The organism is Dyella sp. RRB7 (assembly GCF_022761115.1).
Taxonomy (GTDB): domain Bacteria; phylum Pseudomonadota; class Gammaproteobacteria; order Xanthomonadales; family Rhodanobacteraceae; genus Dyella.
Genome location: NZ_JAKWJS010000008.1, coordinates 90,916 through 113,903, shown reverse-complemented (window position 1 = coordinate 113,903; position 22,988 = coordinate 90,916). Strand labels below are relative to the sequence as shown.

The window sequence follows — 22,988 nt, the reverse complement described above, 5'->3', positions numbered from 1 at the left end:
GGTCTAGCTGGCCAGGTCGAGCAGCTCGACCAGCTCCGCTTCGATGCCTTCCAGATCGGGGATGACCGCGACGTCGTCACGCACCAGCACCTGCGCGCGCACGCCCGGCGGCAACGGTACGCCGTCATGGGTGGGAATGATCAGCTCGGCGTTGAGCGTGGTCAGGCGCGGAAAACCCTGGGTGATCACCGCCACGAACGGCAGTTCGGCATGACCGCCCAACGCCTTCAATACGGCCACGCGCACGGCCTGCTCGCTATCGCCGTCGTTGGCCCCGGCCAGGGTGCTGAACGACAGCAACGGCACGCGCCAGCCACGCCATGCAATACGGCCAAGCAGCCAGGCAGGCGCCCCTTCCACCGGTTCGGGCGTGGGCAGGGTGATCACTTCGGCCACGGTGGCATTGGGCAGCAGCAAACGCAGGTTGCCCACCGGCACCAGTACACAACGAATTTCACGCGGAAGCGGTAGTTCGCTCATCGCCGGCCCTCCATCGACATCTCCTCGACCAGGCGCGCCGCCAGCTCAGCGGGCGTGCCGGAATAGCTATGCAGGCGCTCAGCTTCGATGCCGTGCACCATATCGGCGAAATGCCCATCGGATGACGCTTCCACCCAAACCTGACCACCCCGGTCATGAATGGCCTGACAGCCACCCAGGGCATCATTGGCCTGACCGGCAAACACGATCGCCTGCGCGCTGCGACCAAAGACGTTGGCCGCCATGGTGAAGCTGGCGTCGATCGGCGAGCTCTGCACGTTCGGGCTGTCCAGCGATTGCAGTTCGATACGGCCGTCGCGATGCAACCGCGCCTGCTGGCCATCGGGCACTACCAGTACTTCACCCATACGCGCTCGCGCGCCATGCACCGCCTCCCGTACCGGCAACCGGCTGTGCTGGTCCAATTGCCGGGCCAGGGCATCGGCCGACGTGCCGGCCAGATGCTGGACGTGCAGCACGGTCAGCCGCAGGTCGCCGGGCAGGTGCGACAGGAACGCGCAGACCGCATCGACGCTGTCCGCCGCGGCGCCCAGCACCAGTACGCGACTGATCGCGCTATCCAGGTCACTGAGCAGCATCTCGTGACCGGTGCCGTCATGCACCGTGGGCGCAATCGCTTCCTCGATCGACACGAGCTCCAGGCTCATGCCCGGCCGAATGTCGGACTCCTCCTCGCTGCCGCCCTGGGGCGCGAGGAAATCCGCTGCGGAGAGCTTCTCGATGCCGAACTCGGAAGGGCGCGGCGGCACCGCCGCCGGTGCCTCGTCATTGTCGACCAGGGCCCAGGCAGACGCCGAGCCCAGCAAGGACGACGGTTCCTGTTCTGCCGCGATCGGCACAGCAGCAACTGCCGGCATGAATGATTCATCGAGCGGTGCCAGATCCAGGTGATCGAGCTGGAACGAAGGCATGGGCCGCACGGCGGCGTCCTGTTCCTGCTCCGCCTCGTTCTGTGCCACCGGCGCGGGGCCCTGTGTCGCCAGCGCATCCACGCCGAAATGACCATCGTGCAGTGGTGGCAGCACGTCATCCGCACTGAATTTCAGCCCGCTGCCCAGCTCCTCTTCGAGGGGCGGGTCGTCGTCCGCGGCCAGCAAGGCTTCCAGCTCCGCCGCGAGCGATTCGGACTCGGCCGCATGGATGCTTTCCGGCGCCGCCGGTGCGTGAAAAGCGTCGAGCGCGGAAAACGCCTCGTGGCTCGATTCCAAAGCAACCGTCTCGGCGACGGCCGGCACGGCTTCCCGCGGTGCTTCGGCCACGGCAAGACCTTCGGCGGCCACCGGCACGGCGGGCGCATCCAGCGGGCGCGGCGGATCGAAATCCCCTTCCGCCATGACCTTGACGGCCAGGTGGCGAGCCCAGCGCGCCCGATCCCAGCCATCGAGCCGGCGGCTGGCCTGCGCATCATTGAACACCACCCGGGGATGGTTGCCATCGAGCAGTTCGTAGAGGCGGTCGAGGTCGCCGTCGGCATCCTCGTCCAGGTTTACCACCACGACCTCGGCGCCGCTGCCGTCCAGCACTTCCCGATCCAGGGTGGCCAGCGCGCCCTCGTGCACGATGCGCGCCCCGTGTTCGCGAAGCGCGTCGCGTAGCTGGCTCCCCAGCTCGACATCGTCGAACAGAAGCGCCACTGCGGTAGCCGATTCAGCCATTGAGCGACTCCATGGCGCGCTGCTCGAGCACTTCGCCAATCTGGGTCAACAGCTCGGCTTCCTGGTAAGGCTTGCCGAGGTAGCGATCCACGCCGATGTCGAAGGCGCGCTGGCGATGTTTGTCGCCGGTGCGCGAGGTGATCATGATGATCGGCACATCACGCAGGCGCGGATCGGCCTTCATGTGCGTGGCCAGCTCGTAACCGTCCATGCGCGGCATCTCGATGTCGAGCAGCATCAGGTCGGGCACGCGATCGTGCAGCTTCTCGATGGCATCGACACCGTCCTTGGCCGTGCTGACCTCGTACTCGTGGCGCTCCAGCACGCGGCCGGTGACCTTGCGCATGGTGATGGAGTCATCGACCACCATCACCAGCGGACGCACGCGGACTTCTTCCACCACCGGGGTGGCGACCGCGCTGAGCCCTTCTTCCAGGCGCTGCAGGCGACGGGCGACGCCGTGGCGCACCAGCGGAGCGAGATCAAGAATGATCAGCACCGAACCATCGCCCATGATGGTGGCGCCCAGGATGCCGGGCACCGAACTGATCTGCGGGCCGACCGACTTCACCACGATTTCGCGCGAGCCGATCACGGCGTCGATGCGAATGGCGGCACGCAGGTCGCCGGCGCGGGTCAGCAGCAATGGCAGCTGTTCTTCGTCACCGCCGTGGCCGCCCACGATGCCGAGCAGTTCGGACAGGTCGTGGATGCTGTAGTTCTCGCCCGCATAGGGGAATGAAGGTTCGCCATCGGCCAGGCGCTCGGCCAGTTCGGACGGGCTGATGCGCGCCACGCCCTGCACCGAGGTCATGGGAATGGCGAAGGTGGATTCGCCGATGCGCACCAGGATGGCCTGGGTGACCGCCAGCGTGAACGGCAGGCGCAGGATGAAGGTGGTGCCTTCGCCGCTCTTCGATTCGATCGACAGCGAGCCGCCGAGCTGCTTGATCTCGTTGGCCACCACGTCCATGCCCACGCCGCGACCGGCCAGCTGTGTCACCGTGCTGGCGGTGGAGAAGCCGGGCTGGGTGATCAGCGCAAGCACCTGGTCATCGCTGAGCTTGGCATCGGCGCGGACCAGCCCGCGCTCGACGCCGCGCTTGCGGATCGCCTCGCGATCGAGGCCACGACCATCGTCGGTCACGCGCACCACCACCTCGGTGGCCTCGCGCGTCACTCGGATGCGCACCGCGCCTTCGACCGGCTTGCCCGCCTGGCGGCGTTCGGCCGGCGTCTCGATGCCGTGCGCCACCGCGTTGCGCAGCATGTGCTCGAACGGTGCCTTGATGCGGTCGAGCAGGTTGCGATCCATTTCGCCGTGGGCGCCCTCCACGTACAGCTGGGCGCTCTTGCCCTCTTCCTGCGCCGCCTGGCGCAGCGTGCGGCGAAGGTTGGGCACCATGGTGTCGAACGGCAGCATGCGCGTGCGCAGCAGGCCGTCCTGCAGCTCCGAACTGACGCGCGACTGCTGGATCAGCAGGGTTTCCGCCTGGCGGGTCAGTTCATCGAGCATGCTCTGGATGGACACCAAGTCGGATACCGACTCGGCCAGTGCACGCGAGTACTGCTGCAACTGGGAGAAACGGTCGAGCTCGAGCGGATCGAACACGGCCATGCCCGCTTCGCGATGCTCGCGCTGGAAACGCGCGATGATCTGCGCTTCCGTTTCGATCTCCAGCATGCGCAGCTGGCTGCGCAGACGCTGCACGGTCTGGTCCAGCTCGACCAGATTGAAGCGGTAACCGGCCACCTGCTGCTCGAGGCGCGAACGGTAGATCGCCACCTCGCCCGCATGATTGACGAGCGTGTCGAGCAATTCGGCGCGGACGCGGATCTGTTCCTGCGGAGCGCCCTGGATTTCTTCGCGCTCTTCCGGCAACAACTCGGGCAGCTTCAGCCGCTCCGGGAAAGGCACCACGTTCGCCGTGACGGGTTCCGCGGCCTCGGCCGTATCCGCCGTATCGGCCATCGCCAGGAAGCGGTCGATCATCGCCTGCGGATAATCGAGGGTGCGTCCCTGCGACACGCGCTGCACCAGGCCGTGCAGCTGGTCGAAACCGGCTTCCAGCGCGGCGATCAACTCGCCGGTATGCGCCGAATCGGCCTGCAACGGTTTTTCCAGCGCCGTCTCGATGGCATGCGTGAGGTCGCCCACCGGCACCATGCCGGCTATGCGCGCGCCGCCCTTGAGCGTGTGCAGGTCGCGCTGCAGTTCCGCCACATGCTCGATCGCCGAAGGCTCGGCGCGCCACTGGGCGAGCACGCCATCGGAATGATCGAGGATCTCGCGGGCTTCCTCGATAAAGATCTCGAGCAGGTCCGGATCGATCTGGTGGGGCGACAGTACCTGGGATTCTGCGGCTGCTTCGGTCGACGCGAGGTGCTCCGGCGGCTCGATGGCCACCGGCTCTTCCGCCACGACCGGTTCTTCGACGGCAGGCGCGGCGGCCTCGACCGTTTCCACGCTGGCGGGCTCGATGGCCTCGACCGGTGCCCCGGCGCTTTCCTGCGCTACAACCTCGGTCGCTTCCTCGACAGGTGCCTCGGGCTCGACATGTGCTTCAGGCTCGGCAGCCGGCACGTCGCCGGCTGCCGTCGTCTCCTCGACGACAGCGCTGTGCGGAATCTCTTCCAGCAAGGCGGCGAGCGATGCCTCGTCGAGTTCGAGATCGACGTCGTGCACGGCCTCGCCTTCCACCGGCTTGGCCACCTCTTCGCTGGCCGTATCGACGTCCAGCGTGTCGGCTTCGCCGAGCAGATCGGCGTAGGCGGCCTCGAAGTCGCTCTCATCGGCAGCACCCGCAGCCGCGGGTTCTTCGACGTGGTGCGTCGGCGATGCCGGTTCCGCTTCGGGCAGGTGCGCATCCAGGTCGAACTCGCCGAGCGCGGCCAGCAGTTCGTCGGTGTAGCGGTCGGTGCCGTGCTGTTCCGGTGGCACCGGCGCGGAGCCGGCGTCGGGCGCGTGTCCGGAAGCGTCATGCAGCGCCGCGTCGAGCGAGGCGGCGAGCGCATGTTCATGCTCCGCATCGCTGAGCGGCACGGCGCCGTCGGCCAGGTCGTCGGCATGCGGCTCGAACAGTACGTGAGCCACCTGCGGCTCGGGCTGGCTGTCGCGCAGCTCGATCAGGCGCTGGATCAGCCCATCGATGTCCGGCAACTGCGGCGACGGCGCGTCGAACTGGCCCATGACATGGTCAACGGCATCGGCACTGCGGCTGAGCAGGTGCACGCCTTCGTCAGACAACGGCAGGCCGGCTGCGCGCAGGCGCTTGAGCAGGCTTTCCAGCGGCGACAGCAAATGCGTGAGCAGCGGAATGTCGACCATCGCGATCGCACCGTGCAGCGTATGCACGGCACGCAGCAGGCTGTCGTCGACGCGCAGTTCGCCGTCGACGCGGTTGATCGCCGTGCGAATGGTGGCCAGATACTGCGCCACTTCGCTGCGCAGGATCTCCAGCAGCACCGGATCGATCGGCGGCATCACCGGCGCTTCGATGACGATGTCCGCGTGCTCGACCGGCGCCGCAGGCGTGGCTTCGATGTCGGCGAGGCTGGCGGTGGGCACGGCGGCGACCGCGGCATCCAGGCGCGGCACGCGGCGGCGCACGACGCGGCGCACGGTTTCCATGGCAACCGGGGCCACGTCGGCGATGCGTGCGTCTTCATGGCCGGCCGACAATCGCTCGGCGGTTTCCATGATGGCGGCGATCGGCGCCGTAAGCACGCCCTCGCCGGTCAGCGCGGCGCGCAGCGGCGGCAGGGCGTCGATGGCGGCGGTGACCACTTCCTGCACGCCGGCGTGCGGCTGGATCGACTGATCCAGCACGCGGTTGAGCATGTTCTCCACCTTCCAGGCGAACTCGCCCAGGGTGGAGGCACCCACCAGGCGGCCCGAACCCTTCAGGGTGTGGAAGGAGCGGCGGATCGGTACCAGTGCATCGAGCTGCTGGGGGTCGGCCAGCCAGGACTGGCGGGCGGCATGCAGGTTGTCGATTTCCTCCTGCATTTCCTCCAGGAAGATGTCGCGGATGTCGTCATCGATGCCTGCCGTGCTGGTCTGGAAACCCGCATCGACCACGGCACTGCCGGCCACCGGCACCTGCTCGAAGATTTCCTCTTCGATCTCGATCCACTCACTCTCATCGCCCTGCAAAGCCTCCTGCGGAGCGATGTGCTGGGTATCGGCCAGGCGCAGGCCGGTGATCTCGTGCTCCACCGGCGGCGGCGTGTCGCTGCTGCCGACGATGAGCCCGGACAGGTCGTCGCCATGGCTCAGGCTGACGCTCTCGGTAAGCTCCGGCTGGTTGGCCAGGGCGGCGGCCAGGGCGGCATCGGCGGCCTTGGCGACATGCTCCGGCGCCTCGTCGAGTTCGCCCGGATCTGCCACGCGCGCGGCCGGCAGCGGCCAATAGCCGAGCGTGCTCAGGCTGTGCTCGGCCACGTCCAGGATGTGCTCCAGGCCGCCACGGTGTTCACGCGCGGCTTCGAGGTAGTACTCCAGGGCCGCCAGTGCATCGGCGAGATGATCCATCTGCGCGCTGCTGGGCACGCGACGGTCAGCCAACAGTTCGTTGCCCACGAAGCGGCCGATGCCCTCGGCCAGCTCGGCCGGACGCGGCGCGGACAGCATGCGCATGGCGCCCGCCACTTCGTCCATCAACGGACCGACTTCGGCCAGTTGCTGCGGCTGCCAACCCGATTCGACGTAGGCGACGATGGATTCCTTCACCTTGCCAGTGTTGGCCGTGGCCTCGTGCATCAGCGTGGCGAGGATGTGACGGGCCTCGCTGCGCGGCAGCATCGAGGTGGAGGTGTCGGCGGGAATCTCTTCGTCGGCGCCCAGGCTTTCGATGTGGTCGTCCAGCGAGGCTTCCACGTACAGCAGCGCACCGGCCACGTCGAGCAGCAGCTCTTCGTCGGGCGCACGCACGCGGGTGGCGATTTCGTCCAGCACGCGGCGCTGTTCGTTGACCACGCGGCGCGGCACGCCCAGGGCCAGCATGCCCAGCGTGTCGCCCACGCGTTCGAGCACTTCGGTCTGGCTGGCCAGCTGGGCCGGATCGGCGTCGGTCTGGCGCAGGAACAGGTCCAGCGATTCCTTCACCCGCAGCAGGTCGTCCTTCAAGGCCTTGGCCACGGAGTCGAGCAGCGCGCGGTTGTGGCCGGACATCGAGCCACGGGCGTGTTCGATCTCGCTCTCTTCCGGAAGCAATGCATCGAGCGCGTAGGTCTGGCGCAGCAGCTCCATGCGCGGACTGCCCTGCCTGACCTGGCCCACCACGTAGAGCAGCTTGCGGGCCAGTTCGTCGGCATCGCCGCCACGCAGGCTGGCCTCGCCTTGTTCCACCAGCTGGCGGATGCTGCGGTCGACCTTGCCGATGAGCTGACGCACCTCGGCCGCCTGGGCCTTGAGCGCGCCCTGCTGCATGCCTTCGAGCACGCCGGCGGCAATCCACCACAGGCGACGACCCGCCACGCTGTGGCAGCGCGCGGTGATGGCGTCCAGGGTCTGGATCATGCCGCCCAGCTGCTGGTCGTTGCCCTGGCCGCGGAACCAGGACAGCAGTTGCTGCTGGAAGCGCAGGCGCAAGGTGGACACTTCGCTGCGCTGGCGTTCCGGCGCGGCGTCATGGGCCGCCGCCGGTACCTGCGGCGGCAGCGCCATGTCGAGATTGGGCGCGAACAGCGCCGACTCGTGCAGCGCCTGCTGACCGCGGCTGGAACGCAGGTCGTTGAGCAACGGCAGCAACACCACCGGCACATCACGGTGGCCGCCGGACAGCCGCTCGAGGTAATCGGGCAGCTGCATCAGGCCGCGCATCAGCGCCGCGTAGGCATTCTCGCGATCGGCGACATGGTCTTCCAGCAGCGAGATGGCAAGCGTCTCCATCTCCTCGGTGACCATGGCGGCACCGTAGAGCTCGACCATGCGCAGCGTGCCTTGCACCTGGTGCAGGCTGTCGGCGCAGGAACGCATGGCATCCCGGTCGCCCGGGTTGTCGACGTAGGACTCCAACGCCTCGCGGGCGGATGCCAGCGTCTCGTCGAGCTCTGGCTTGACCCACTGCAGGGTGGTGAAATCGATATGGTCTTGAAGTCTCATGCGCCCCTCTCACCGGCCACGTAACGGTTTGTCACGCAACCGTCGAGGTTGCCCCCTGTGAAAACGTTATGTGTCAGCCCGGCAGCTTGAAGTGGGCCACCGAACGCCGCAGGTCACTCGCCAGCTGGGCCAGGTAACCGATCGAGTCGGCCGTCTGGCTCGCGCCCTGCGAGGTCTGCGAGGTAATTTCCTGAATCGCGTTCATCGACACCGAGATGTCGGTGGCCGCGGTCGATTGCTGGCGCGCTGCGGTGGAGATGTTCTGAATCAGCGCGGACAGGTCATGCGACACGCGCTCGATGTCGCCCAGCGCACTGCCGGCGTCTTCCGCCAGGCGGGCACCGGCCACCACTTCGGCGGTGGTCTGCTCCATCGAGTTCACCGCTTCGTTGGTATCGGACTGAATGGTCTGCACCAGCGTTTCGATTCGCTTGGTGGCGCTGGCCGAACGTTCGGCCAGGCGCTGCACTTCGTCCGCCACCACCGCGAAGCCGCGGCCCGCCTCACCCGCCGACGCGGCCTGGATGGCGGCGTTCAAGGCGAGGATGTTGGTCTGCTCGGCGATGTCGTTGATCAGTTCCACGATGGAGCCGATCTCCTGCGAGGATTCGCCCAGCCGCTTGATGCGCTTGGAGGTCTCCTGGATCTGGTCGCGGATCGAGTCCATGCCCGAGATCGTCTCGCGCACCACTTCGGCGCCGCGCGAGGCGATTTTCACCGAGCGTTCGGCCACGTCGGCCGACTCGGCGGAATCCTTCGACACGGTATCCATCAGGCTGGCGATCTGGTTGATCGCGGTGGTGGCCGTGCTGATCCGCTGCGCCTGGTGCTGCGCCGACTCGGCCAGGTGGCGCGCGGTGGTCTGCGTTTCCTGGGCCGAGGAGGACACCTGCTCCGAGGTCTCGTTGATGGTGGTCACCAGGGTGCGCAGCTCGTCGATGGCGTAATTCACCGAGTCGGCGATGGCGCCCGTGATGTCCTCGGTCACCGTGGTCTTGACCGTCAGGTCACCTTCGGCGAGCGAGCCCATCTCGTCCAGCAGGCGCATGATCGCCTCCTGGTTGCGCTGGTTGAGTTCGGTCGAATCCTGGAAGCGGCGGCGCTGGTCGGCGATCAGCTGCACCACCAGCACGATCAGGAAGGCGGCCGCGCCGATCGCGCCCAGCACGCCCCACCATAGGTTGGGGAACAGGCGCCGGGTGGGCAGCTTGCCGACCTGGTCAGCCAATTCGTTGGCGCGCAGCAGCACGTTCTGCGAATCGAGCGAGGCCTGGTTGCCGGCGCGCTTCACGTCGGTGAGGTTGCCCGCGGCACCGACCAGCTTGCCGACCGGGTCCTGCAGATTGTCCCACTGCGACTGCATGTCGGTGAGGATCTTGCGCGCGTTGGCGTCCCCCATCGAGTGCACGCCCACTTCGGTGTTGCCTTCGAGCAGGCCCTTGAGCACCGAACCGTAGAGCTGGCCGTCACGGGCCAGGCCATCGGCGGCGGGCTGCGAGGCGTCGCCACCCTGCAGCACTTCCTGCACGCGACGCACCATACGGTCGGCCAGCAGCATCTGGCGCGCCGAGGTATAGGTCTGCTCCGCACTGCCGCCGCGCTGCTGCAGGATGTTCACCACCTGCTCCATGCTCGAGTTGAGCAGCGGCAGTTCGCGCGCGAGGGTGGTGGCGCGCTGGGCCGAATCCACCACCAACGCCTTGTTGGAAAGGATCTTGCCGATATCGGCGTCGAGCTGGCCCCAGGCGTTGCTCAACGCGGCGACGGCACGGCCGGCCGGCGTGGCGTTGTTGTCGGCATAGGGCTTCATGCCGCTCTTGTCATCGCCCTTGTTCAGGCGCTGGATGGCCGAATCGATGGCGTTGCGGTTGGTCTCCAACTCCTTGAAGGAGTCGACGTTACCGTCCGCCGCCTCCAGGGCGTATCTCGCGGTCTGCTGCGACAACACCTGGATCTGCGTGGTCAGTCCCACGGCCTGACTGTCTTCGCGGCCCTTCAACGTGAGCATGACGAAGTCCACACCCGTGAAGCCGAACGCGATCACCAGCGCAATGATGAGGCCGGTATAGCCCCGCTCTTTGCCGACGCCCCCTGTAGTGCTCATTTCGTTCACCTCGCCCTTCTACACCCCGCCGCACATGCCGGCGAAGGCTTCGGATCATCGCCCTGATTCCGGCCTCGAGAGGCACCGGTCCTACTTATCGTCCAACTGTTGCCCCGTCAGGCCGCGGCCTGGCGGAAATCCGGTGCTCGTACCAACTTGCCCATGCTGAACACGGCCAGTCGCGGCTCGCCGACACGATCGTCGACAAACCGCGCCAGACGTGGATCGTCTTCCCGCTCGGCGGCGCGACGCTGCTCGGCATCGACCGTGCGCTGCCCGAACACCTCGTCCACCATCAGCGCCACGCTGCCACCGCCCTGGCGGACGATCAGCAAGCGGGTGCGCTCGGTCTGCACGGTGCGTTCGCCGAACAGGAAACGGCCCAGGTCGATCACCGGCACCAGGTTGCCGCGCACATTGGCCACGCCAAGCAGCCATGGTCGCGTGCCGGGCACCGGCGTCAACGACGGCACCGCCAGCAGCTCGCTGATCTCGTCGATGCCGCTGACAAACAGGCGGCTGCCGGCGCGATAGCCGATGCCGCGCCAAAGCCCCGGGGCTTCAAGCTTTTCCGGCGTGTCGGAGGCATGCGCCAGCGACAGCCGTTCGTAACGGGCCAGCAATTCGAAGGGCGAGAGCGAGGCGGTCTGGGTCATCGTCGCCTCAGGCTGCGCTTGGCAGCAGGTCGTTGATGCAGGCTAGCAGGTCTTTCTCGTTGACCGGCTTGGTGATGAACGCGCGCGCACCCTGGCGCAGGCCCCATACCCGATCGGTCTCCATGGATTTGGTGGTGATCATGACGATCGGAACGCCGGACGTGACCGGGTCGCGCGTCAACGTGCGCGTAGCCTGAAAGCCGTTCATGCCGGGCATGATGACGTCCATGATGACCAGGTCCGGTAGCTGCGCACGCACACGCTCGATGCCTTCCTCGGCATTGCCGACGGAATCGACCTGATAACCCGCCCGCTCGAGCAGCGTGGTGAACACGCGCACGTCGGTCGGCGAGTCATCGATAATGAGAATATTGGCCACAGGCCCCCCTCAGACCCTGTAGTCGCCGGCGTTACACCGTGCTGACATGACGATGGATGGCACCAAGCAGCTCGTCTCGGGTGAACGGCTTGGTCAGATATTGTTCGGCCCCGACGATACGGCCGCGCGCCTTGTCGAACAGGCCGTCTTTCGAGCTGAGCATGATGACCGGCGTGCCGCGGAACTGCGGGTTGTTCTTGATCAACGCGCAGGTCTGATACCCGTCCAGGCGCGGCATCATGATGTCGACAAAGATGATCGCGGGCTTCTGGTCGGAGATCTTGGCGAGGGCCTCGAAGCCGTCCACGGCCGTCAGCACGTCGCACCCCTCTTTCTTCAGGAGGGTTTCGGCCGTCCGACGGATGGTCTTCGAGTCATCGATAACCATGACCTTGAGGCCGGCCAGGCCATTTCCACTTATGTTCAAGTTCACAACACCCCCCTGCGACCCGCCCCAGGCTCAGGTAAATCGTCCGACCGTCGGCGCGGGACCGACAGTCCTATGGACAGGAAAATCCCGCAAAGTTTCCAACGACGTACGACTTCACTCAGCCGGCAGGCACTCGTGCGTTGCTGTTTACCGCCTGCCCGACGTGACGTCAAGCTGAAATCTCGCGTGAAGCGTCCTACGTCATTAATTGACCGCATTCTTCCGGGTAACGGTACGACCCTGGGGCGGGTCGCCACCGTCGCCGGCAGGCCGGCTAACTACCCGCCGGCCGCCATCCCAGCCCTGCCGGGCTGAAGGCAACCGCCGCGGATGAGGCCAGCGGGGTATGTATCGGCATACACTCCCCGCTCCTCAAAACTGACGCCGGCCATGACGCCTCCCTGCGTACCCGCTGACCGGGCCCGCGACCGGGGAGATGGTGAACAGGCTCTACTACCGGAGAATGACGATGACCCTTTCGGTCGCCGTGCTGATGGACCCGATCGGCTCAATCAAGATCGCCAAGGACACCACCTTCGCCATGTTGCTGGAGGCCCAGCGGCGCGGACACCGGCTGTTCTACATGGAACAGGGTGACCTGGCCTCCCGCAGCGGCGAACCCTGGGCGCGCCTGGCCCCGCTCTCGGTACGGGACGACCCGTCGGGCTGGTTCATGCTCGAGGAACCCCGCTGGCGCGACCTGCGCGAGATGGACGTGGTGCTGCTGCGCAAGGACCCGCCGGTGGACGCGCAATTCGTCTACGACACTATGGTGGCGGAGCTGGCCGAGCGCGACGGGGTCAGCGTGGTCAACCGGCCGCAGGCCTTGCGCGACTGCAACGAAAAGCTGTTCGCGATGCACTTCCCCCAGTGCATGGCGCCCACCCTGGTGTCCCGCGATGCGGCCGAGCTGCGCGCCTTCGTGGCCACCCATGGCGAGGTAGTGCTCAAGCCGCTCGACGGCATGGGCGGGCGCGGCATCTTCCGGGTCAGCGCCGGCGACAGCAACCTCAACTCCATGCTGGAAACGCTGATCGCCGCCGGGCCGCACGGCGAGCATCGCCAATTCACCATGGCGCAGAAGTACATCCCCCAGATCACCCAGGGCGACAAGCGCATCCTGGTGATCGACGGCGAACCGGTGCCGTACGCGCTGGCGCGCATCCCCCAGGGCAACGAATTCCGCGGCAACCTGGCCGCCGGCGGCCGGGGCGTGGGCGTGCCGCTGAGCGAGCGGGACCGCTGGATCGTCTCGCAGGTGGCGCCCGAACTGCGCCGCCGCGGCCTGCTGTTCGTGGGCCTGGACGTGATCGGCGACTACCTCACCGAGATCAACGTCACATCGCCGACCTGTGCGCGCGAACTGGACGCCCAGTTCGGGCTTAATATTGCCGGCCAGTTGTTCGACGTCATCGAACAAAAACGAACCGGAACCCGCGCCGCGTGAGCCAACCTGCTGTCCGCACCGGCGCCGACACGATCGGCGCCACGATGCTTTTCTCGCTGTTGCTGCATGGCGTGCTGGTGCTCGGCATCACCTTCAGCTACGTGAAGGCCAAGCCCAGCCTGCCGACGCTGGACGTGACCCTGGTGGACGTGGCCAACCGCGAGGCGCCCGACAAGGCCGACTTCCTGGCCCAGGCCAACAACAGCGGCGGCGGCGAAAGCGACAAGGCCGCGCGCCCCTCGCAGCTGGTATCCGGCCCGACGCCCAGGCCCACCCCCGGGGTGGCGCCGCGGCCCGTCGAGGCCAGCGCCCCGCGGCCGCAGGAAGCCACCGAGGACAAGCTGCTCACCACCACCGGCAACAGCCACTACAGCGTCAGCACCGACAGCGCCAAGCTGGAGCAGACGCCGCAGGATCTGCCCGAATCGGCCGAGGCCAAGCGGCAGCAGGAAATGGCCCAGCTGGCCGCCGAGCGCCGCAACAGCATCGAGAACTACGCCAAGCGCCCCAAGAAGAAATTCATCTCCTCCAACACCAAGGAATACGCCTATGCCGCCTACATGCGCGGCTGGGTCGACCGGGTGGAACGCGTGGGCAACCTCAACTACCCCAACGAGGCGCGCCGCCGGGGACTGCACGGCGATGTGCTGATGACGGTGACGCTCAACCGCGATGGCTCGGTCAAGGGCATCGAGGTGGTGCAAAGCTCGGGCCAGCCGTTGCTGGATGCCGCCGCACAGCGCATCGTGCGCCTGGCCGCGCCGTTCCCCGCCCTGCCGGTGGACAAGGACCAGATCGACGAGCTGAACATCACGCGCACCTGGCAGTTCATGCCCAACGACATCTTGCGCAGCCGCTGAATACCGGGGCGAGCGGATGCCCGCCCCGACTTCGTTCGCCGCTCATGGGCGACTGGCCCCTCGCAGGGCTTACAATGCGCCCATGACCGTTTCCCAGTCTCAGCTCCCCTCCCTCGCTGGCCACTTCCTGATCGCCATGCCCAGCCTGGCCGAACCGCCGTTCTCGCGCGGCGTGGCCTTTATCTGCCAGCACGATGAGGATGGCGCGGTGGGGCTGCTGGTGAACCAGCTTTCCGAATACCGCCTGGGCGACGTGCTGGCCCAGATGAAGCTCGACTGCAACGACCTGGAACTGGCCGACGCGCCGGTGCTGATCGGCGGCCCCGTGCAGCAGGAGCGCGGCTTCGTGCTGCATCGCGAGCCGGGGCACTGGGAGTCCAGCTACCGCATCAACGCCGAATGGTCGGTCACCACCTCGCGCGACATCCTGGTGGCCATGGCCAACGGCGAAGGCCCGCGACTGGCCGTGATGGCGCTGGGCTACGCCGGCTGGAGCGCCGGCCAGCTCGAGCAGGAGCTGAAGGACAACACCTGGCTCACCGTGGAAGCCAGCGAGCGCGTGGTGTTCCACACCCCGCTGGAGGAACGCTGGAGCGCGGCGGCGGGACTGGTCGGCGTCGATCCACTGGCGTTGCCCGGCTACGCGGGACACGCATGAGCTGTGTGTTTGGCTTCGACTTCGGCAGCCGCCTGCTCGGCGTCGCCGTCGGCAACCGCTTCACCGCGAGCGCGCGCGGACTGGCCGCCATCCCGGTGCGCGATGGCGATCCCGATTGGACCAGGCTCGATGCCTTGCGCCAGGAATGGCAGCCGGACACCCTGGTGGTCGGCCTGCCGCTGACCCTCGATGGCCAGGAACAGCCCGCCAGCCGCGGTGCCCGCCGCTTCGCCGAGAAACTGGGCCAGCGCTACGGCCTGCCGGTGGACCTCACCGACGAACGCCACAGCTCGCAGGAAGCCGCCCAGCGCTTCGCCAACGCCCGCGCCACCGGACTGAAGAAACGCCGCGATGCCGCCACCATCGACGCCGAAGCCGCCGCCGTGATCCTTGAGCGCTGGCTCGCCTCCGCCCCCACTGGCCACTGACCCCTACCCGGACGATCCGCCTGCCATGAGCCCACGCCTGCGCCATCTCACCACGCTGGAAAACCTGCCCCGCGCCAGCATCGAGCGCCTGCTCGATCGCGCGGAGACCATGCGCGAGGGCTGCGCCCATGGCACCCGCAAGCTCGACCTGCTGAACGGCCGCACGATCCTGAACCTGTTCTTCGAGCCGTCGACGCGCACCCGCACCTCGTTCGAGCTGGCCGCACGCCGGCTCGGCGCCGACGTGATCAATTTCGACATCGGCTTCTCCTCCACCAGCAAGGGCGAGGCGCTGTTCGACACCCTGCACACGCTGGAGGCCATGCACCTGGACGCCATCGTGGTGCGCCACAAGGTGTCCGGCACGCCTGAAGAACTCGTACGCCACGCAATGAGCGGCGTGTCAGTCATCAACGCTGGCGATGGCAACCGCGCCCACCCCACCCAGGGCCTGCTGGATGTGCTGACCATCCGCCAGCACCGCCCGGATTTCAGCCAGCTCACCGTGACCATCTGTGGCGACGTGAAGCATTCGCGCGTGGCGCGCTCGGACGTGCACGCGCTCACCGCCCTGGGCGTGAAGGAAATCCGCCTGTGCTCGCCGAAGGCCCTGATGCCCGACGCGACGGAATTCCCCCACTGCGTGCTGACGGACGATTTCGACGCCGCCATCCAAGGCGCCGACGTGATCATCATGCTGCGCCTGCAGAAGGAGCGCATGGCCGCCACCGACCTGCCCGACGAAGCGGCCTACTTCGCCCGCTACGGCCTGGACAACCGCCGCCTGGAGCGCGCCGCCAAGGGCGCCCTGGTCATGCACCCCGGCCCGCTCAACCGTGGCATCGAGATCGCCTCGGAAGTGGCCGACGGCCCGCAGTCGCGCATCCTCGAACAGGTCGGCAACGGCGTGTTCGTGCGCATGGCCGTGCTGGCCGAGGTGCTGGGCCGCTAAGCCTTATGGCCTACGTGGTGCGCCGCGGCATCCCGCGAATACGGGCATAATGCGCAGCGCGACACCACACTTCATTCAAGGGAATAGACATGCGATCGACGACGCGCATTGCTGCGCTGGGCCTCGCCGGCTTGCTGCTGGCTGCATGCCACCACAAAGACAAGGATGCCCCGCTGGCCTTCGTACCGGCGGATACGCCGTACGTGGTGGCCAACCTCGACGTGCTCGACGATGACACGCGCAAGGCCTTGCTCACCCAGGCCGATGCGCAGTTGCCTGCCCAGCTGACCCAGCTGCGCTCCGCCGCCGACGACATGGCCGAGAAGGACCCGGACGCCTCGCGCCTGCTCAAGGCGGTGATCGCCGAGCTGGACGGCAAGACCATCGAGGCGTTCGCGCAGAATGCCGGCCTCAACATCAAGGGTCGCTCCGCGTTCTACGGCCTTGGCCTGTCGCCGGTCGGACGCTTCGAGCTGACCGATCCCAAGGCTTTCGACGCCTTTATCGCCCGGCTCGAAACCGCTTACGGCAAGCCGTTCGAAACCGCCACGGTCGGCGGCCTGAGCTATCGCAAGCACGCCTCGACCGAGGCCGGCATGCAGGTGGTGATTGCCGTGGCCGGCAAGCAGGCCGTCGCCGCGCTGCTGCCCATCGACGCGTCCGAGGCCACCCTGCGCCTGGCGTTCGGCCTGGATCGTCCCGCCAAGAACCTGCAGGACGACGGCCGCCTCGACCAGCTGGCGAAGGCCAAGCACTACCAGCCCTGGGCCATTGGCCAGGTCGACCTGGCCCGCCTGCTGCCGCTGGCGGCCAGTGGCAAGGAGCCGATGTTCAACGCCCTGCGCAAGGCCCGTGCCGAGGCCGAAGCGGCCAGGACCGGCGAACCGGTGGCCAACCAGCTGCGGGTGGCGCCCAGCTGCGAGGGCGAAGCCACCCGCGTGGCCGCTCGCGTGCCCTCGATCAGCTTCGGCTACACCAAGCTCGACGAGAAGCACCAGGACCTGCGCTGGGACGTGGCGCTGGCCGATGACATCACCAAGGCCTTCGCCGACCTCAAGGTGGCGTTGCCTGGCCTGGGCGCCGCCGGCGACGCGCCGTTTGATGTCAGCCTGGCCTTGCCGGTGGCCCAGTTGCGCGCGTTCTGGAGCGCACAGGCCGACGCCGTGGCCGCCAAGCCGTTCACCTGCCCCGCGCTGACCGACCTCAACGAGGGCTTTGCCAAGATCGGCACGCTGTCGCAGCAGGCCGCAGTGCCGCCGGTGGGCGACCTGCTGGGCCTGCGCGTGGCGCTGGACAGCTTCGACGCCGGCAGCAATGACGGCCTGCCCAAGTTCAGCGGTCGCGTGCTGATCGGCACCTCCAACCCTGCCGGCCTGGTGGCCATGGCGCAGATGGCGGCTTCCGGCCTGTCCCAGCTCAAGCTCACCACTGATGGCAAGCCAGTGGCGCTGCCGCCCGCAGTCAGCGCACCGCTGGGTACGCCGATCTGGGTGGCGATGGGCCCCAAGGCGCTCGCCCTGGCCATTGGCCAAGGCGAGGAGACCAAGCTCGGTGACTTGCTCAACGCCCCGACCGGCGACGCCGGCCACTTTGGCCGCATGCACCTCAGCGGCGAGATGTACCAGGCCTGGGTAAAGGCGATGGAGCAGAGGGCCGACCACATCGCCCAGCTCACCGCCGCCGCCGACGCCGAGTCCGACGACGCGGAGGCGCAGGCTACGGCCAAGGCCGCGGCCGAGCGCTCGAAGGCGCAGTTCGAGTCGATGCAGGCGCAGGCCGCGCGCATCAAGTCGGTAGGCGGCGAAGTGCATATGGACAGTAACGGCCTGGTGTTTACCAGCCAGACCGAGCTGAAGTAAGTCGGCGACGCAGCAACGCATGACCCGACGGGGCGCCACTGGCGCCCCGTTTTTTTTCACTAACTAGATGGACAACACGGCGCGTCGATACTGGCGCACGATGCTCAGCCCCAGCGCGAGCACCAGCAATGCCACCACGATGGCAAAGATCACCCTGCCCAGGTGATCGCCGCCAACGCCTTGATCGAAACCCGCCGGCAAGGTGCCGCGCTCGGTGAACGTCGCCGCTCCCATGCCGATGTAATGCATGCCACACACGGCTGCCCCCAGCACCAGGGCGCTGCCGAGCACCTGCAAGCGGCCGCGCAGATTGAACGCAAGCCACAGCGCCACCGTCGAGGCGAGCACGGCCGTGACGACCGACAACGCGACGATGCGAATGTCGTAGCTGACCCGGGCCGACATCAGCATCGCGGACATGCCCAGGTAATGCGTGCCGGCGATGCCCAGCCCCATCAACGTGCCCGCCCCCAGCCCATGGGACCAGCGAAACGCGCCGTCACCAACCATGGCCAGGGCGAGCGAACACACCACGATGGCGAGCAACGCCGAGATGCCGGTCAGCATCACGTCGTAAGTGGCCTGCGCCCCGATGCTGCAAGCGAGCATGGCGATGAAATGCATCGCCCAGATCGCCCCGCCACCCATCGCCGCACCGGCGCCAGCGACCGCGATCCAACGCCGGCGCGGTGTGCGCGCCAAGCGAATGCCGAGGGCAAACTGCAGTGCCGTGTAGGAGCCAAGCACCGCGACCACGTACGACAGCGCCACCCACAGATAGTTGTAATGCTGATGCATGTCCTGCATGAAACTCCCCTTGCCCCGCGATTCCATGGCGTCAGCGTTGGCCGCCCATCAGCTCATGACCCCACCTTGAAGACGCACTCCGGCTCGCCGTGGCAGTGGCAGCTGACTTCGCTGGCACGCGGCACGCCGCCGGCCAGTGCGTCGGCCAGCAGGCCTTCGACGAAACCGCAGAAGAACCTGCCGCCCGACAGGCCGCCCGGCTGGCACAGCGGGCACCCGCGCACGTGCAATTGGTGGCCGTGCAGCTCCACTAAAACCAGTTCGCGCAAGGCCGGCAGCGCGATGCGCCTGAGCGCGTCGCCCAGCGCGAGCCGCGCGCCAAAGAGAAAGTCACGACGGAACACCCAGGCGCCGGCACGCCGCCCGGCCAGATGCAGCGACGCCTCGCGCGCCTCGGCCGCCACCGCGTATTCCAGGTTGATCAACCACGGAAATATCCGCGGATAGTCCTTGGCAAGGCTGGGCAGCATATGCTCGACCTGCACCACATCCGCCGCCGAAGCCGCGCCATAGCCCAGCGTCTTCGGCGGCGCCGACACTGCCTGCGGCAGCTCGGCTGCGACCGGCACCACTTCGTCCGGAGGCATGGCCGCCTCGCGCGGCGCCAGCTCCAGGCGAACCACCCTGGGATGCGTGCCCAGCGCGCGTTCCAGCGCGGCGCGCCGCTCGTCGGGTCCGCGCAATACCAGGGTCAGGCTTGCGCCTTGCGTATCCGGCGCCAGTCGCTGGCGTACCAGCACATGGTCGTGCTCGCTGACGACACGCCCCAGTTCAACCAGCAATCCCTCACGACGTTCGGATATCACCCGAACTTCCAACTCGGCCATGATCCCCCCCGAAATCAAGCCTGAAACATGATGTTGTCGCCATGAAATGTGCCGGATGAAAGTGCATTGCACAAGACGTCCCACGTAGCGCCCACACGGCTCAAGCACGCGCCCAGCGCATGAGCTTGCGAACGTCATGCCCGCGTCAGTTACAACGGTCACCCGGCGTCGAGAACGTGTTTGGCATCACATAAGCCACGCCAGATTCTGCGAACGCCATGCCAACACCACATACACCGGCCCTTCGCATCCGTAATCGCGCACTGAACGAGTTGGGGTGCCAGCCATCGGCGATTCACATCAGGGCTGTTTGGATGATTGCCACGGCCGCCGCCCGACGCGGCAGCCGTCTGTCTCAAGGACAGCGCTTCCCCACTATGAGGAGATTCCCCATGCGCACCCATCACCTGTTCCGCAAGACGCTGATCGCCGCCGGCCTCGTGGCCGCCTTCTCGGCCGTGCCGTTCGCGCAGGTGGCCGCACAGGATGCCGCCATGCAGAAACAGTCGGACAACCAGACGGTGCCCGACAAGACCGCCGATGCGTGGATCACCACCAAGGTGAAGTCCGAGCTGGCCACCACCAAGGGCATCAAGAGCACCGACATCTCCGTATCGACCACGGATGGCGTGGTGAGCATCACCGGCACCGCCACCAGCGCGACGGAGAAAGCCAAGGTCGCCCAGGTCGCCAGGAACGTGAAGGGCGTCAAGAGCGTCGATACCAGCGGCCTGAGCGTCAGCGATACCGCCCGGTAATCGCCCGCGCGCCGTACAGGGCGGCCGCCGAAACGAAGAAGGAGCCCATGGGGCTCCTTCCTTTCGCTCAACGAGGCCGTGCGATCAGCGTCGCAACAGCCCGCCGCCGAAGTTCTGCGTATCGCGCGTTTCCTCCAGCTCCACGCCATCCAGGCCCTGCGACAGCGTGTGGGCGTCGCCACCCTGGGCAAGCTTGATGCGCAGGCGCACTTCGTTGGAGCTGTCGGCGTGGCGCAGGGCGTCCTCGTAGGAGATCTCGCCCGCGTGATAGAGCTCCACCAGGCTCTGGTCGAAGGTCTTCATGCCCAGGTTGGTGGATTCCTTCATCACTTCCTTGAGCTTGTGGATCTCGCCCTGGCGGATGTAGTCCTGCACCAACGGCGTACCCAGCAGCACTTCCACCGCCACGCGACGCGCCTTGCCGTCCGGCGTGGGAATCAGCTGTTGCGCCACCACGCCCTTGAGGTTCAGCGACAAGTCCATGAACAACTGCGAGCGGCGGTCTTCCGGGAAGAAGTGCAGGATGCGGTCCATCGCCTGGTTGGCGTTGTTCGCATGCAGGGTGCACAGGCACAGGTGGCCGGTTTCGGAGAAGTTGATGGCGTGTTCCATCGTCTCGCGCGTACGCACTTCGCCGATCATGATGACGTCGGGGGCCTGGCGCAGCGTGTTCTTCAGCGCGTTTTCCCAGCTGTCGGTGTCGATGCCCAGCTCGCGCTGCGTGATGATGCAGCCCTCGTGCTTGTGCACGTATTCGATCGGGTCTTCGATGGTGATGATGTGGCCGGTCGAATTGGCGTTGCGGTAGCCGATCATCGAGGCCAGCGAGGTGGACTTGCCGGTGCCGGTGCCGCCCACGAAGATGATGATGCCGCGCTTGGTCATCGCCAGCTGCTTGATCACCGGCGGCAGGCTCAGCTCTTCGATGGTGGGGATCTTCGACTCGATCCGGCGCAGCACCATGCCCACGCAGTTGCGCTGGTAGAAGCACGACACGCGGAAACGGCCCACGCCCTGCGCCGAGATGGCGAACTGGCACTCGTGGGTCTTTTCGAACTCCTCGCGCTGCGAGGGCGTCATCACGTTGAGCACCATGTCGCGCGCCTGCTGCGCCGACAGCGGGCTCTGCGTGATCGGCACGATGCGCCCCTGCACCTTCATGGAGGGCGCCACGCCCGCCGTGATGAACAGGTCCGATGCCTTTTTGTGCACCATCAGTTTCAGGAACGAGGTGAAATCGAAATCACTCATGGCACGGACCCTCTTGATTCAACGCCAACGACAAACGACTTGTTCGAAAATGTCCCTGGCTTATTTGAAGATATCCTTGTTGCGCGCATAGCTCGCCGCCTGCTGGCGGGTCACCAGGCCACGCTTGACCAGGTCCTGCAGGTTCTGGTCGAGCGTCTGCATGCCGTACTGCTGGCCGGTCTGGATGGACGAGTACATCTGCGCCACCTTGTCCTCGCGGATCAGGTTGCGGATGGCCGGAATGCCCACCATGATCTCGTGCGCCGCCATGCGGCCGCCGCCCACCTTCTTCAGCAGCGACTGCGAGATCACCGCGCGCAGCGACTCGGACAACATCGAGCGCACCATCGGCTTTTCGCCGGCGGGGAACACGTCGATGATGCGGTCGATGGTCTTGGCCGCCGAACTGGTATGCAGGGTGCCGAACACCAGGTGTCCGGTTTCCGCGGCGGTGAGCGCCAGGCGGATGGTTTCCAGGTCGCGCAACTCGCCCACCAGCACGTAGTCCGGGTCTTCGCGCAGCGCCGAACGCAGCGCCTCGTTGAAGCCGTGCGTATCGCGATGCACTTCGCGCTGGTTCACCAGGCACTTCTGCGAGGTGTGCACGAATTCGATCGGGTCCTCGATGGTGAGGATGTGGCCGTATTCGTTCTTGTTGATGTGGTCGACCATCGCCGCCAGCGTGGTCGACTTGCCCGAACCGGTGGGCCCGGTAACCAGGATCAGGCCCTGCGGCTGCTCGATCAGCTCGCGGAAGATCGGCGGCGCGCCGAGATCCTCCAGCGTGAGCACTTCGGAGGGAATGGTACGGAACACCGCGCCCGAACCGCGGTTCTGGTTGAACGCGTTGACGCGGAAACGCGCCAAGCCCGGTATCTCGAACGAGAAGTCGACCTCGAGGAATTCCTCGTAGTCGCGGCGCTGCTTGTCCGACATGATGTCGTAGATCAGCGAGTGCACCTGCTTGTGCTCCAGCGCCGGGATGTTGATGCGGCGAACGTCACCGTCCACGCGAATCATCGGCGGCAGGCCGGCGGACAAGTGCAAGTCCGAGGCCTTGTTCTTCACCGAGAAGGCAAGCAGTTCGGCGATATCCATCTGGCGTTCCCCTCAACCCAATCATCTGGATGGCATAGCGTGGCTAAACGCATGGCCGGGGTAGCCATCAACGCGGCGTCGCGCAAGCGCGGACACCGTCCGAACGGTCCAGCCCCGGTTCCCCATGCAGCGGGCCGATACTACTCGCCGCAAGGCCCGGGCGACCAGTCTTTCCTTAGGCGTACTGCGCAAAGTGCGGACCACGTCTGGAG

Annotated in this window: 18 protein-coding genes; 7 read left to right on the top strand and 11 right to left on the bottom strand. The window is 66.8% G+C overall.

What is annotated here, in order from left to right:
- Positions 1-3: 3 nt before the first annotated feature.
- The 7 genes from MJ606_RS16720 to MJ606_RS16690 all read right to left on the bottom strand — a co-directional run bounded on the left by MJ606_RS16720 (position 4) and on the right by MJ606_RS16690 (position 11,834).
- Positions 4-480: a chemotaxis protein CheW gene (locus tag MJ606_RS16720; RefSeq protein ID WP_243050686.1), complete on the bottom strand. Its 477-nt coding sequence runs from the start codon at positions 478-480 to the stop codon at positions 4-6.
- Positions 477-2,156: a chemotaxis protein CheB gene (locus MJ606_RS16715; RefSeq protein ID WP_243050685.1), complete on the bottom strand. Its 1,680-nt coding sequence runs from the start codon at positions 2,154-2,156 to the stop codon at positions 477-479. The genes MJ606_RS16720 and MJ606_RS16715 overlap by 4 nt, the downstream gene beginning before the upstream one ends.
- Positions 2,149-8,262, bottom strand: coding sequence for an Hpt domain-containing protein (locus MJ606_RS16710; protein ID WP_243050684.1), 6,114 nt, complete (start codon positions 8,260-8,262; stop codon positions 2,149-2,151). The genes MJ606_RS16715 and MJ606_RS16710 overlap by 8 nt, the downstream gene beginning before the upstream one ends.
- Positions 8,263-8,335: 73 nt before the next feature.
- The gene (locus MJ606_RS16705) at positions 8,336-10,366 is read right to left on the bottom strand and encodes a methyl-accepting chemotaxis protein (RefSeq protein WP_243050683.1); all 2,031 of its coding nucleotides are present in this window, start codon (positions 10,364-10,366) and stop codon (positions 8,336-8,338) included.
- Between the two features lie 116 nt (positions 10,367-10,482).
- Complete coding sequence (locus MJ606_RS16700; protein ID WP_243050682.1) at positions 10,483-11,022, bottom strand: chemotaxis protein CheW; 540 nt, start codon at positions 11,020-11,022, stop codon at positions 10,483-10,485.
- A gap of 7 nt (positions 11,023-11,029) precedes the next feature.
- Positions 11,030-11,401, bottom strand: coding sequence for a response regulator (locus MJ606_RS16695; protein WP_243050681.1), 372 nt, complete (start codon positions 11,399-11,401; stop codon positions 11,030-11,032).
- 31 nt (positions 11,402-11,432) lie between these two features.
- Positions 11,433-11,834 (bottom strand): response regulator, encoded by a 402-nt coding sequence (locus tag MJ606_RS16690; RefSeq protein ID WP_304529040.1) that lies wholly within the window; start codon positions 11,832-11,834, stop codon positions 11,433-11,435.
- A 466-nt stretch (positions 11,835-12,300) separates the two neighbouring features.
- Between MJ606_RS16690 and gshB the strand changes: the two genes are divergently transcribed.
- The 6 genes from gshB to MJ606_RS16660 all read left to right on the top strand — a co-directional run bounded on the left by gshB (position 12,301) and on the right by MJ606_RS16660 (position 18,035).
- Positions 12,301-13,278 (top strand): glutathione synthase, encoded by a 978-nt coding sequence (gene gshB, locus MJ606_RS16685; RefSeq protein ID WP_243050680.1) that lies wholly within the window; start codon positions 12,301-12,303, stop codon positions 13,276-13,278.
- Positions 13,275-14,138, top strand: coding sequence for an energy transducer TonB (locus MJ606_RS16680; RefSeq protein WP_243050679.1), 864 nt, complete (start codon positions 13,275-13,277; stop codon positions 14,136-14,138). The genes gshB and MJ606_RS16680 overlap by 4 nt, the downstream gene beginning before the upstream one ends.
- A gap of 82 nt (positions 14,139-14,220) precedes the next feature.
- On the top strand, positions 14,221-14,796 hold the full coding sequence (locus MJ606_RS16675; RefSeq protein ID WP_243050678.1) for a YqgE/AlgH family protein: 576 nt from the start codon (positions 14,221-14,223) through the stop codon (positions 14,794-14,796).
- Entirely contained in the window at positions 14,793-15,224 is a 432-nt protein-coding gene (ruvX, locus tag MJ606_RS16670; protein WP_243050677.1) for a Holliday junction resolvase RuvX, read from the top strand. The genes MJ606_RS16675 and ruvX overlap by 4 nt, the downstream gene beginning before the upstream one ends.
- 25 nt (positions 15,225-15,249) lie before the next feature.
- Complete coding sequence (locus MJ606_RS16665; protein WP_243050676.1) at positions 15,250-16,176, top strand: aspartate carbamoyltransferase catalytic subunit; 927 nt, start codon at positions 15,250-15,252, stop codon at positions 16,174-16,176.
- 89 nt (positions 16,177-16,265) lie between these two features.
- Positions 16,266-18,035 (top strand): hypothetical protein, encoded by a 1,770-nt coding sequence (locus MJ606_RS16660; protein ID WP_243050675.1) that lies wholly within the window; start codon positions 16,266-16,268, stop codon positions 18,033-18,035.
- A 63-nt stretch (positions 18,036-18,098) separates the two neighbouring features.
- On the opposite strand, the gene MJ606_RS16655 is transcribed toward MJ606_RS16660, so the two are convergent.
- Together MJ606_RS16655 and MJ606_RS16650 are read right to left on the bottom strand one after the other, a co-directional pair.
- A complete protein-coding gene (locus tag MJ606_RS16655) occupies positions 18,099-18,842 on the bottom strand; it encodes an MHYT domain-containing protein (RefSeq protein ID WP_243050674.1) in 744 nt (247 codons plus the stop codon).
- Positions 18,843-18,895: 53 nt separating this feature from the next.
- Positions 18,896-19,669 (bottom strand): hypothetical protein, encoded by a 774-nt coding sequence (locus tag MJ606_RS16650; protein WP_243050673.1) that lies wholly within the window; start codon positions 19,667-19,669, stop codon positions 18,896-18,898.
- A gap of 392 nt (positions 19,670-20,061) precedes the next feature.
- Between MJ606_RS16650 and MJ606_RS16645 the strand changes: the two genes are divergently transcribed.
- Entirely contained in the window at positions 20,062-20,427 is a 366-nt protein-coding gene (locus tag MJ606_RS16645; RefSeq protein WP_243050672.1) for a BON domain-containing protein, read from the top strand.
- 84 nt (positions 20,428-20,511) lie between these two features.
- Here MJ606_RS16645 and MJ606_RS16640 read toward each other — a convergent pair whose 3' ends face one another.
- Together MJ606_RS16640 and MJ606_RS16635 are read right to left on the bottom strand one after the other, a co-directional pair.
- Positions 20,512-21,678, bottom strand: a complete 1,167-nt coding sequence (locus MJ606_RS16640; protein ID WP_243050671.1) for a PilT/PilU family type 4a pilus ATPase — start codon at positions 21,676-21,678, stop codon at positions 20,512-20,514.
- 60 nt (positions 21,679-21,738) lie between these two features.
- Positions 21,739-22,776, bottom strand: coding sequence for a type IV pilus twitching motility protein PilT (locus tag MJ606_RS16635; protein ID WP_243050670.1), 1,038 nt, complete (start codon positions 22,774-22,776; stop codon positions 21,739-21,741).
- Between the last annotated feature and the right edge of the window lie 212 nt (positions 22,777-22,988).